The 12204-nt window shown below is 58.8% G+C and carries 12 protein-coding genes; 7 read left to right on the top strand and 5 right to left on the bottom strand.

Annotated features, from left to right (window positions below; translation table 11 throughout):
- The first annotated feature begins 191 nt into the window (after positions 1–191).
- Positions 192–770 carry a D-sedoheptulose 7-phosphate isomerase gene (lpcA, locus tag MC269_RS14675; RefSeq protein ID WP_081141209.1) on the top strand — a complete coding sequence of 193 codons (579 nt, stop codon included), beginning with the start codon at positions 192–194 and terminating at the stop codon, positions 768–770.
- 54 nt (positions 771–824) lie between these two features.
- Positions 825–1592: a class II glutamine amidotransferase gene (locus MC269_RS14670; protein WP_239952846.1), complete on the top strand. Its 768-nt coding sequence runs from the start codon at positions 825–827 to the stop codon at positions 1590–1592.
- Here the strand turns inward: MC269_RS14670 and dpaA are convergent.
- Positions 1563–2306, bottom strand: coding sequence for a peptidoglycan meso-diaminopimelic acid protein amidase (gene dpaA, locus MC269_RS14665; protein ID WP_081141207.1), 744 nt, complete (start codon positions 2304–2306; stop codon positions 1563–1565). The two genes, MC269_RS14670 and dpaA, sit on opposite strands and share 30 nt — an antisense overlap.
- A 292-nt stretch (positions 2307–2598) precedes the next feature.
- On the opposite strand from dpaA, the gene dinB reads away from it, so the two are divergent.
- A complete protein-coding gene (dinB, locus tag MC269_RS14660) occupies positions 2599–3630 on the top strand; it encodes a DNA polymerase IV (protein WP_081141206.1) in 1032 nt (343 codons plus the stop codon).
- A gap of 220 nt (positions 3631–3850) precedes the next feature.
- Here dinB and MC269_RS14655 read toward each other — a convergent pair whose 3' ends face one another.
- The 4 genes from MC269_RS14655 to mutH form a co-directional block, all read right to left on the bottom strand.
- A complete protein-coding gene (locus MC269_RS14655; RefSeq protein WP_239952845.1) occupies positions 3851–4891 on the bottom strand; it encodes an NADP(H)-dependent aldo-keto reductase in 1041 nt (346 codons plus the stop codon).
- A gap of 140 nt (positions 4892–5031) precedes the next feature.
- A complete protein-coding gene (locus MC269_RS14650) occupies positions 5032–5250 on the bottom strand; it encodes a YgdI/YgdR family lipoprotein (RefSeq protein ID WP_081141204.1) in 219 nt (72 codons plus the stop codon).
- Between the two features lie 159 nt (positions 5251–5409).
- Positions 5410–6120 carry a TerC family protein gene (locus MC269_RS14645; protein WP_081141203.1) on the bottom strand — a complete coding sequence of 237 codons (711 nt, stop codon included), beginning with the start codon at positions 6118–6120 and terminating at the stop codon, positions 5410–5412.
- Between the two features lie 60 nt (positions 6121–6180).
- A complete protein-coding gene (mutH, locus tag MC269_RS14640; protein ID WP_239952844.1) occupies positions 6181–6858 on the bottom strand; it encodes a DNA mismatch repair endonuclease MutH in 678 nt (225 codons plus the stop codon).
- Between the two features lie 686 nt (positions 6859–7544).
- Between mutH and rppH the strand changes: the two genes are divergently transcribed.
- The 4 genes from rppH (at position 7545) to thyA (ending at position 12126) form a co-directional block, all read left to right on the top strand.
- Positions 7545–8075 carry an RNA pyrophosphohydrolase gene (rppH, locus tag MC269_RS14635; protein ID WP_033752842.1) on the top strand — a complete coding sequence of 177 codons (531 nt, stop codon included), beginning with the start codon at positions 7545–7547 and terminating at the stop codon, positions 8073–8075.
- An 11-nt stretch (positions 8076–8086) separates the two neighbouring features.
- Positions 8087–10333 (top strand): phosphoenolpyruvate--protein phosphotransferase, encoded by a 2247-nt coding sequence (gene ptsP, locus MC269_RS14630; protein ID WP_239952843.1) that lies wholly within the window; start codon positions 8087–8089, stop codon positions 10331–10333.
- A gap of 120 nt (positions 10334–10453) precedes the next feature.
- Positions 10454–11335, top strand: a complete 882-nt coding sequence (lgt, locus tag MC269_RS14625) for a prolipoprotein diacylglyceryl transferase (protein WP_239955128.1) — start codon at positions 10454–10456, stop codon at positions 11333–11335.
- Positions 11332–12126 (top strand): thymidylate synthase, encoded by a 795-nt coding sequence (gene thyA, locus MC269_RS14620; protein ID WP_239952842.1) that lies wholly within the window; start codon positions 11332–11334, stop codon positions 12124–12126. The genes lgt and thyA overlap by 4 nt, the downstream gene beginning before the upstream one ends.
- Positions 12127–12204 lie beyond the last annotated feature (78 nt).

Below are 12204 nucleotides of genomic sequence, written 5' to 3'. Positions count from 1 at the left end.
AGGTCTGACCTGTTATGCTAGAGGTGTATGACAGCGGGCGATAATTATCAATTTGTTTACATCGCAATTACAACCTGACTCACAAAATCCCTGCGCCAGCGGCGCGGAAGAACCGCGCGGCGCGCGCTTTGCGGCAACCCGCCATTCCGTTAAACTTGTAGCGTCACTCTTTTACCTACAAGGACATCCCTATGTACCAGGACATCATTCGCTCCGAGCTGAATGAAGCAGCGGATACGCTTAATAACTTCCTCAGCGACGAAGCCAATATTCACGCGATTCAGCGCGCGGCGGTGCTGCTGGCCGACAGCTTTAAGGCGGGCGGAAAAGTGCTCTCCTGCGGCAACGGCGGCTCGCACTGCGACGCGATGCATTTTGCCGAAGAGCTGACCGGCCGCTATCGCGAAAACCGTCCGGGCTATCCGGCTATCGCCATCTCCGACGTCAGCCATCTCTCCTGCGTCAGCAACGACTTCGGCTACGACTACGTCTTTTCGCGCTATATCGAGGCGGTGGGGCGTCCGGGCGACGTGCTGCTGGGGCTGTCGACCTCCGGCAACTCGGCCAATATCATCAAGGCGATTGAGGCGGCGCGCGCGCAGGGCATGAAGGTGATCGCCCTGACCGGCAAAGATGGCGGCAAGATGGCGGGCTCGGCGGATATCGAGATCCGCGTGCCGCACTTCGGCTACGCCGACCGCATTCAGGAGATCCACATCAAAGTGATCCATATCCTGATGCTGCTGATTGAAAAAGAGATGGTGAAGTAAAGGCGCTGGCCGCCGGGCAGCAGGCTGGCGGCATTTCTGACTAAGGCGGTAGCTATGTGCGAATTGCTCGGGATGAGCGCTAACGTTCCAACCGATATCTGTTTCAGTTTTACCGGCCTGGTGCAGCGCGGCGGCGGAACCGGCCCGCATAAAGATGGCTGGGGCATCACCTTTTATGAAGATCGCGGATGCCGCACCTTTAAAGATCCGCTGCCGAGCTATAACTCGCCCATCGCGCGGCTGGTGCAGGAGTACCCCATCAAGTCCCATTCGGTGGTGGCGCATATTCGCCAGGCGAATCGCGGGCCGGTGTCGCTGGAAAACACCCATCCCTTTACCCGCGAGCTGTGGGGACGCAACTGGACCTACGCGCACAACGGCCAGCTAAAAGGCTATCGCCAGCTGGAAACCGGCCATTTTCGTCCGGTAGGCGAAACCGACAGCGAAAAGGCGTTCTGCTGGATCCTGCACAAGCTGGCGACGCGCTATCCGCGCACGCCCGCCAACTGGCCGGCGGTGTTTCGCTATGTGGCGGAGCTGGCGGGTGAGCTGCGGCAGAAAGGGGTGTTTAATATGCTGCTGTCGGACGGGCGCTATCTGATGGCCTTCTGCTCAACCAATCTCTACTGGATCACGCGCCGCGCGCCCTTTGGCAAAGCGCAGCTGCTCGATCAGGACGTCGAGATTGACTTCCAGCAGCACACCACCGCCAACGACGTGGTGACAGTGATCGCGACGCAGCCGCTGACGGGAAATGAAACCTGGCACCGGATTGTGCCAGGTGAGTGGGCGTTATTCTGCCTTGGTGAGCGCCAGGAATGATTTAGAGGCGGCTTCGGGATTGACGATAACCGGGCTGCTGTTCATCACATAGCTGCCGCTGGCGACGTTGACCGTCGGCGGCTGATGGTATTTCGCAAACCAGGCATAGCCCGGCTGCAGCTCGCGCCAGAAGCTGGCGTAGGTCGAGTAGCGGTGGCGCTGCATGTTGCTGTCGGTCATGCGGAACGGAAAGATGCTGATCTCAACCTGCGGCTGGCCGTTGCGCAGCGCCGCGTTGACGTAGGTGAAGATCTCATCCATATAGGCATCGGTCATGGCGTAGCAGCCGATCGATTTGCAGTTGCCATGGATCATCAGGTAGTTGCCGGTATAGGCGTGATCGCGATCGTACTGGTTAGGAAAGCCGACGTTGATGGCGCGATAAAAGCGGCTGTCTGGCTTCAGCTGGTTGAGCCTGACGCTGTAAAAGCCTTCCGGGCTTTTAAAATCCCCTTCGCGGCGTTTCGGACCGAGGCCGCCGGAAAAGTTACAGATGCGGTAGGTGTCGAGCAGGCGAAATTCGTTGCCGATTTTGCCGTACAGCTCCAGCGTGCGTTCTTCCTTAAAAATCTGAATATAAATCGGCGTGCCGAGTAACTGTTTCTTTAATTCTTTGCTTACCGGCGTCGACATCTGCTGCGTCGGCTCGGGAGTCATTGCCATGCTGAGGGCTGGCATCAAAATCATCGCAAACAGAAGTGCGATTTTGCCCATGCTGTGTGTACCTTGAGTGAGGAAGAACGGTGACGCGAGACGCGTCTCAGACTTGCATTATCGGAAAACTCCGCTACCGCAGCGCAACATTAGCATTGTCTGTTTTTTTATCAAGACGCCGCCGGGTAAATTCACGCTTTCCTCAAGGGTTGACGGCCAGAAATTTGTAAACTTTAGTGGCGGCAGAGAAGCGGGATCCGTCGCGCGCCTTTTGCGTCTGTACATCTATACAGTATCATTAGGGCAGACGAAACTCTGACGGCGAACCAGCGTGAAAATCATACATGTCGATATGGACTGCTTCTATGCAGCGGTGGAGATGCGCGACAACCCGGCGTTGCGCGATATCCCCATCGCCATTGGCGGCAGCCGTGAACGACGCGGCGTGATCAGCACGGCCAACTACCCGGCGCGCACCTTTGGCGTGCGCAGCGCGATGCCCACCGCGATGGCGCTGAAGCTTTGTCCGCACCTTAAGCTGCTGCCGGGGCGTTTCGACGCCTATAAAGAGGCCTCGCAGCAGATCCGCGACATTTTTCTGCGCTATACCCCGCTAATTGAACCGCTGTCGCTGGACGAAGCCTATCTCGACGTTACCGACAGCCCGCACTGTCACGGCTCCGCCACGCTGATCGCCCGCGACATTCGCGACACCATCCTGCGCGAAACCGGGCTGACCGCCTCGGCAGGGATCGCGCCGATTAAGTTTCTCGCCAAAATTGCCTCCGACCTTAACAAGCCGAACGGGCAGTACGTGATTACGCCGCAGGAGATGTCGGGCTTTTTGCTGTCGCTGCCGCTGGCGAAGATCCCCGGCGTCGGCAAAGTGGCGACAAAAAAGCTGGAGGAGATGGGGCTGCACACCTGCGCCGACGTGCAGAAAGCGGACGTGGCGCAGCTGCTCAAGCGCTTCGGCAAGTTCGGGCGCGTGCTCTGGGAGCGCAGCCACGGCATCGACGAGCGCGGCGTGGTGGTGGAGCGCGAGCGCAAGTCGGTTGGCGTCGAGCGCACGCTGGCGGAGGATATTCACAGCTGGGAGGCGTGCCTGGAGATTATCGACTTTCTCTATGCAGAGCTGGAGCGGCGGCTGACTCAGGTGCGGCCCGACCGGCAGATCGCGCGCCAGGGGGTGAAGCTCAAGTTCAACGATTTTCAGCTGACGACGCAGGAGCATATCTGGCCGGAGCTGAACAAAGAGGATTTGATCGCGGTGGCGCGCAAAACCTGGGACGAGCGGCGCGCCGGACGCGGCGTGCGGCTGGTGGGGCTGCACGTTACGCTGCTGGATCCGCAGCTTGAGCGGCAGCTGCTGCTGGGGCTGTAGCTGCAAACGAAACCTAATCGTTAGCTAACAGGCAACGCTAAAATCAAGGCGCTGCCAGCCTGGGCCGAAGAGCAAAGCGTCCCGCGGCAGGGATGCCGCGGGCCGAGCGCGCAGGGATGCCTTGAGCGACTTTGCGATCGGGCCAGGCTGGCAGCGCAAATACCTGACAAACAGCCTACGCCCACCTCACTAAACCCACTCGCAACAGCTGCTCACCCCCTTAAGGCGCCGGATAGGTATAGCGGCGGTGAATCGCCTCGATCCCTTCCAGCACGTCGGCGTCCAGCGTCAGGTTAAAGCTGTCGATATTGATCTTCAGCTGCTCCATCGTGGTGGCGCCCAGCAGGGTGCTGGCGACGAACGGCTGCTGACGCACATAGGCCAGCGCCATCTGCGACGGATCCAGCTGATGCTTCTGCGCCAGCGCCACGTAGGCCGCGATCGCCTGCTGCGACTGCTCGCCGCTGTAGCGCGTAAAGCGGCTAAACAGCGTATTGCGCGCGCCGGCCGGTTTCGCGCCGTTAAGATACTTGCCGCTCAGCGTGCCGAAGGCGAGGCTGGAGTAAGCCAGCAGCTCGACGCCTTCGTGCTGGCTGATTTCGGCCAGCCCCACTTCAAAACTGCGGTTCAGCAGGCTATAGGGATTCTGAATGGTCACGATGCGCGGCAGCTCGTGCTTCTCCGCCAGCTGCAGATAGCGCATCACGCCCCAGGCGGTTTCGTTCGACACGCCGATATAGCGGATCTTGCCGGCGCGCACCTGCTCGGTCAGCGCCTCCAGCGTCTCCAGCAGCGTCACCGGATTGGTCAGTTCGCTGTACTGATAGCCTAGCTTGCCAAAGTAGTTGGTCTGCCGCTGCGGCCAGTGCAGCTGATAAAGGTCGAGGTAGTCGGTATTGAGACGCTTCAGGCTGGCGTCCAGCGCCTCGCGGATATTCTTGCGGTCCAGCGCCTGATGCGGACGGATCGAGGCGTCGGCGCCGCGCACCGGCCCGGCCACCTTGCTGGCAAGGATCACCTTGTCGCGGCTGCCGCGCTTCTTCAGCCAGCTGCCGATGTACTGCTCTGTTAATCCCTGGGTTTCCGGACGCGGCGGCACGGGATACATCTCCGCGGTATCGATCAGGTTAATGCCGTTGGCGAGGGCGTAATCGAGCTGTTCATGGGCGTCGGCTTCGCTGTTCTGTTCACCAAACGTCATGGTTCCTAGCCCCAGCTGACTGACTTCCAGCGTGCTATGGGGGATACGGTGATAATGCATAGCCGTCTTCCTTATTCTTATGGAATGTAATGGTGTGTCCTGTGGGACTATAACGCGTGAATCAGCGGGGAAGGAAGTGGGGAAAATCGGGGAAATCACCTGTCCACGCAAATCGCCGGCCAGGTGACCTGAAATGGCACTTAACGCTCAATGATGGTCGACACCTCGTCGCCGTTGATTTGCACTTCATGACCGGACTGATCGGTGTATTTCACCAGGCCGGTTTCTTTATCGATGGTCGGCTTGCCTTCCGTCATGATCATCTGTCCATCTTTTGTCGCCATCACATAATCTGAACTGCACCCGCTCAGCGTTACGGCGGCAAAAATCAACACTGCTACGCCTGCCAACTCTTTCATCACGCTTATTCCTCTCACTCCCGTCAGCCAGTGGGCCGCGTCGCCAGCCAGGGGCGCGCAGCATTAACTGCAAAAAGTGTAGTAATAAATCGTTTTGACGCTTTGCGTTATCGCATGAATCTGAAAATAAACGGGCGGCCATAGCCGCCCTTGACTTTCTTACGCCCTGTTTTTCTTACTGCGCATCAGGTTCAGGCACTCAACCGCCATCGAGAAGAACATGGCGAAATAAATGTAACCTTTTGGTACATGCACCGCGAAGCTTTCGAGGATCAGGGTAAAGCCCACCAGAATCAGAAACGACAGCGCCAGCATTTTGATCGACGGATGACGATCGACGAACTCGCCGATGGCGCGCGCGGCGAACATCATCATCAGCACCGCAATCACCACCGCCGCCATCATAATAAACAGATGATCGGAGAGGCCAACGGCGGTGATCACTGAGTCGAGGCTGAAGATAATGTCCAGCAGCATGATCTGCACGATGGCGCCAAGAAAAGAGTGCACGTTGGTCTTGTGCTCCTCTTCGCCTCCTTCGATGGTTTCATGGATCTCCATGCTCGATTTCCACAGCAGGAACAGGCCGCCGCCCAGCAGGATCAGGTCGCGCCAGGAGAACGCGTGGTCGAACAGAGTAAACAGCGGATGGGTCAGACGCGCGACCCAGGCGATAGAGGCCAGCAGGCAAAGGCGCATCACCATCGCGCCCATCAGACCCAGACGGCGGGCGCTCGCCTGCTGATGTTTAGGCAGCTTAGCGACCACCAGCGATAAAAAGATAATATTATCAATGCCCAGAACCACTTCGAGGATGGTCAGCGTGCCCAGCGCCAGCCAGGCGTTGGGATCGGTTATCCACTCAAACATGCGCACTCTCAATGTTAAACGAAAAGTAAACGGCGATTATACGCATTCAATTCAAGGCACTTACAGTAAAAAATGGCGCGCCAGCAGCGGGGCGGTAAAGCTTTTCTTCAGATAAAAGCCGCGCGGCAGCGTCATAATGGGTTCGCCCTGCTCGCCGATACCCTCCGTCAGCGCCCGGCTGTTGGCGGCTTTGGGCCGGATCTGCAGCCAGGCGCCGTGGCGCGCGGTAATGCGCTCCACCTGGCCCAGTACGATCATATCCATCAGCTCTTCCCAGTCCTGACGCAGCATCCGCTCCTCCTCTTCATCCGGGCTCCACAGCAGCGGCGCGCCGACGCGACGCTGCGCCAGCGGAATAGCGCGGTCGCCCTCGACCGGGATCCACAGCACCCGCGCCAGCTTGTGGCGCACATGGCTGGTTTCCCAGGTAACGCCGCTATTGCCGGTCAGCGGCGCCACGCAAACAAAGGTGGTCTCCAGCGGTTTGCCCTGCGCGTCGATGGGAATGGTTTTGAGTTCGATGCCGAGATGCGCAAAATCCTGCTCCGCTTTGCTGCCCGCGCTGGCGCCGAGATAGCGCTCCAGCAGCATACCGACCCAGCCTTTATCGCGGCGCAGGTCGGCCGGGATCGGCAGATCGGCCCGCTGCGCCAGCGCGGCCAGCGTTTCGCCTGCCAGCGCATGAGCGCGCGCCAGCAGAATCGCTTCGTTTTCAGGCGGGGAGGGGAGCTGGGTCATGATGGCTACTCATCTGGTCAAAAAATAGACAGTTTTTTCCCGCAGAACGTTGTCCACAGCAGCACTGCAAGAAGGGAAAACGATAATAGCATGATTCATCATGCTTTTTTAACCACGACGCTTTTTCGCCGCTGACGGAATTCACGGGTTATCCCTGACTGTCGGCAACAATGAACAGGATCTTCGTCTGAGTTATCCACAGATCGGTGGGATAACCCGGCCGTAACAGGGTTACTGGTTCGATTTACAGCCTTGACTTTGGGCCTGATGCGGCTTTTCTGGTCACAGGCGACCAAGTTTACTCCATTGTCTGTGGATAAAAACGGCGTCGCTTGATCTTTAACCAGCTGCGAATTTTCTGGCGTCGGGAAAAGCTATTCAGGCGGCGGCATTCTGAATAAGAGTTGTTTAATCGCCTGTTTTACAATGATAAAAAACGGCATAGTGTGCATGGGGCCGGCAGAGCGCGGAAAAGTTTATTCAGCTAATTCCCGCGTTCTGCACAGCGCTATCCACAGAAAACGTGAATAAGATCGGCGCTTTATGCGCTTCATTGTTTATAACTCTGGATAACCCTGTGAGTTATCCAGGGCTAAGGCGGCGTTCTCCCCGCGAATCCAGTGGTTTACCGCCTGTAAGGAGTGTGAAACAATCAGGCTATTCAAATTTAGCTTTGAGGTAGTCCAGTGATCGATGATGATGGCTACCGCCCGAATGTTGGTATCGTAATCTGTAACAGGCAAGGACAAGTGTTGTGGGCCAGGCGCTTTGGACAGCACTCCTGGCAGTTTCCTCAGGGAGGCATCAATCCCGGTGAAACCGCCGAACAGGCGATGTATCGCGAACTGTTCGAAGAAGTGGGTTTACACCGTAAAGATGTTCGAATACTTGCATCTACCCGAAACTGGTTGCGCTACAAATTGCCAAAACGTTTGGTGCGTTGGGACACGAAGCCGGTCTGTATCGGCCAGAAACAAAAGTGGTTTCTTCTGCAGTTGATGAGCAGTGACGCGGATATCAATGTGCAACACAGCAGCACGCCGGAGTTCGACGGCTGGCGCTGGGTGAGCTTCTGGTATCCGGTGCGTCAGGTTGTCTCCTTTAAACGCGATGTCTATCGCCGCGTGATGAAGGAATTCGCTGGCGTGGTGATGTCGATGCAGGAGAGTGCAGGGCAGCAGCGCAGCGCGCCAGCCCATCGACGGAAAAGAGGATAGGCCACGCCCTTATGCTCACTCAGTTGCGCGAAATAGTCGAAAAGGTGGCGAGCGCGCCGCGTCTCAACGACGCGCTCGACATTCTGGTCAATGAGATCTGCCTGGCGATGGACACGGAAGTGTGCTCTGTTTACCTGGCGGATCACGATCACCATTGCTACTACCTGATGGCCACGCGCGGCCTGAAAAAACCGCGTGGCCGCACCGTTACGCTGGCGTTCGACGAAGGGATTGTCGGTTTGGTGGGACGTCTCGCCGAGCCGATCAACCTGGCGGATGCGCAAAGCCACCCCAGCTTCAAATATATTCCCGCGGTAAAGGAAGAGCGCTATCGCTCTTTCCTCGGCGTGCCGATCATCAGCCGCCGTCAGCTGCTGGGCGTGCTGGTGGTGCAGCAGCGCGAGCATCGCCAGTTCGACGAAAGCGAAGAGTCTTTCCTCGTCACGCTGGCGACACAGATGGCGACGCTGCTGTCGCAGTCGCAGCTCGGCCAGCTGTTCGGCCAGTTCCGCCAGACGCGGGTGCGCGCTATCGCCGCCGCGCCCGGCGTCGCCGTCGCGCCTGGCTGGGTCGATGAAACCCAGCCGCTGCTCGATCAGGTCTCCGCCGCCTCGACGCTCGACACCCAGCGCGAACGCGAACGGCTGGTGGTGGCGATGAGCGAAGCCGCCAGCGAATTTCGCCGCTTCAGCAAACGCTTCGCCGCCGGCGTGCAGAAAGAGAGCGCGGCAATCTTCGATCTCTACTCCCACCTGCTGACCGACGCCCGCCTGAAAAAAGATCTCTTTGCCGAGATCGAGCAGGGATCGGTTGCCGAATGGGCGGTCAAAAAGGTCATCGAAAAGTTCGCCGCCCAGTTCGCCAGCCTGAGCGATAACTACCTGCGCGAGCGCGCGGGCGACCTGCGCGTGCTCGGCCAGCGTCTCTTGTTCCACCTTGACGACTCGCTGGTCGGCACCAACGCCTGGCCGGAGCGCTTTGTGCTGGTGGCTGACGAGCTGACCGCCACCACGCTGGCAGAGCTGCCGCACGAGCGGCTGGCAGGCATCGTGGTGCGCGACGGCGCGGCCAACTCGCACGCCGCCATCCTGACGCGCGCCATGGGCATTCCCACGGTGATGGGCGCGGATATCCTGCCGGCGCAGCTTAATAAACGCCTGCTGATTGTCGACGGCTACCGCGGCGAACTGCTGATCGATCCCGAGCCGGTGCTGGTGCAAGAGTATCAGCGCCTGATCAGCGAAGAGAATGCGCTGAGCAAAATGGCAGAAGGAGTAGTCGATCAGCCCGGCGAGCTGAAAAGCGGCGAGCGCATTCAGGTGATGCTCAACGCCGGCCTCAGCCCGGAGCACGAGCAGACGCTCGACAGCTGGGTCGACGGCATTGGCCTCTACCGCACCGAAATTCCCTTTATGCTGCAGAGCGGCTTCCCCTCCGAAGAGGAGCAAGTGGCGCAGTATCAGGGCATGCTGCAGCTGTTTCACAACAAGCCGGTGACGCTGCGCACGCTCGACGTCGGCGCCGACAAGCAGCTGCCCTATATGCCGATCAGCGAAGAGAATCCCTGCCTTGGCTGGCGCGGTATTCGCCTGACGCTCGATCAGCCGGAGATTTTTCTGGTGCAGGTGCGCGCCATGCTGCGCGCCAACGCCGCCTCCGGCAACCTCAGCATTCTGCTGCCGATGATCAGCCATATCGACGAGATCGACGACGCGGTGCGCTTGATCCAGCGCGCCGGACGCGAAGTGGAAGAGATGCTGGGCTACGTTATTCCCAAACCGCGCGTCGGCGTGATGATCGAAGTGCCGTCGATGCTGTTTATGATCCCACACCTGCAGTCGCGCGTCGATTTCGTCTCGGTCGGCACCAACGACCTGACCCAGTATCTGATGGCGGTGGATCGCAACAACACGCGCGTCGCCAACCTGTACGATCCGCTGCATCCTGCGATGCTGCGCGCGCTGCAGGCGATCGCCACCGAAGCCCGTCTGGCGAATCTCGAACTCTGTTTATGTGGTGAAATGGCGGGCGATCCGATGTGCGTCGCGCTGCTGGTGGGGCTGGGCTATCACCACCTCAGCATGAACGGCAAGAACGTGCCGCGGGTAAAATACCTGCTGCGCCATCTGGATAAAGAAGAGACGCAAAAGCTGAGCGAGCAAGGTCTTGGCGCCCACACCGCGTCGGAAGTGCGCCATCTGGTGGCTGCCTTTATGGAGCGGCGCGGACTGGGCGGCCTGATCCGCGGCGGGCGCTAGGCGTTATCCTCGTTTACATTTACGCTGCTCTGTAAAAAACCAGGCTGTGCTATCATGCGCAGCCTTTTAACATATCCGCCTGGCGCCCCTTTTTCAGGGCTGAAAATTGAATGGTGAATGATGAATAACGGCTATATCGCATTTCCGCAGTTCGATCCGGTGATCTTCTCTGTCGGACCGGTTTCGCTGCACTGGTACGGACTGATGTACCTCGTCGGCTTTATTTTTGCCATGTGGCTGGCGGTGCGCCGCGCCAACAAACCCGGCAGCGGCTGGAAAAAAGAAGAGGTGGAAAACCTGCTCTATGCTGGTTTCCTCGGCGTCTTCCTCGGCGGCCGCATCGGCTACGTGCTGTTCTACAACCTGCCGCTGTTTCTGGACAATCCGCTCTACCTGTTTAAAGTCTGGGATGGCGGCATGTCGTTCCACGGCGGCCTGATCGGCGTTATCGTAGTGATGCTGATTTTCGCGCGCCGCACGAAGCGCACCTTTTTCCAGGTCTCCGACTTTATCGCGCCGCTGATCCCGTTCGGCCTCGGCGCCGGTCGTCTCGGTAACTTTATCAACGGCGAGCTGTGGGGCCGCGTGGCGCCTGACTTTAAATACGCCATGCTCTTCCCTGGCTCGCGCAGTGAAGATGTGGCGCTGGCGGTGAATAACCCGCGCTATCAGGAGCTGCTGAACAGCTACGGCGTGCTGCCGCGTCATCCCTCGCAGCTCTATGAGCTGATGCTGGAAGGGGTGGTGCTGTTTATTATTCTCAACCTGTTTATCCGCAAGCCGCGCCCGATGGGCAGCGTCTCGGGCCTGTTCCTGATAGGCTACGGCGCGTTTCGCATTATCGTGGAATTCTTCCGCCAGCCGGACGCGCAGCTCGGCCTGTTCGAAGGCGGCGTCAGCATGGGCCAGATCCTCTCTATTCCGATGATCCTGGCCGGCATTATTATGATGATCTGGGCGTATCGTCGTCGCCCGCAGCAGCAGACTCGTGAGGTAAAATGAAACAGTATCTGGACCTGATGCAACATGTGCTGAACCACGGCACGCCAAAATCGGATCGTACCGGCACCGGCACACTGTCGATTTTCGGCCACCAGATGCGTTTCAACCTGCAAGAGGGTTTTCCGCTGGTGACCACGAAAAAGGTGCACCTGCGCTCAATTATTCATGAGCTGCTGTGGTTCCTGAAGGGCGAAACCAATATCGGCTACCTGACCGAGAACAAGGTCACCATCTGGGACGAGTGGGCGGATGAAAACGGCGATCTCGGCCCGGTCTACGGCAAACAGTGGCGTAGCTGGGGCAACGCGCGCGGCGAAGAGATCGACCAGATAACAAAGGTGATCGAGCAGCTGAAGCGCGACCCCGACTCACGCCGCATTATCGTCTCGGCGTGGAACGTCGGCGAGCTGGACCAGATGGCGCTGGCGCCATGCCACGCCTTCTTCCAGTTCTACGTGGCGGACGGCAAGCTCTCCTGCCAGCTCTATCAGCGCTCCTGCGATATCTTCCTCGGCCTGCCGTTCAATATCGCCAGCTACGCGCTGCTGGTGCATATGGTGGCGCAGCAGTGCGATCTTCAGGTTGGCGATTTCGTCTGGACCGGCGGCGACACCCACCTCTACAGCAACCATCTGGAGCAGGCGCGCCTGCAGCTGACGCGCGAGCCGCGCGCGCTGCCGACGCTGGTGATCAAACGCAAGCCTGATTCTCTCTTCGACTATCGCTTCGAGGATTTCGAGATAGAAGGCTACGATCCTCATCCCGCCATCAAGGCGCCGGTCGCGGTATAACCTCGCGACCTGCAATCATCCAGCCCCGGCGTAGCCCTGCTCGCCGGGGCTTTTTTTATCCTTTTTCTGCGCGCGTTC

The sequence above is a fragment of the Pantoea sp. Z09 genome, assembly GCF_022394795.1.
Classification (GTDB): domain Bacteria; phylum Pseudomonadota; class Gammaproteobacteria; order Enterobacterales; family Enterobacteriaceae; genus Pantoea; species Pantoea latae.
Note: the sequence above shows the minus strand (reverse complement) of the source record. Positions and strands in the feature narration are given on the sequence as shown.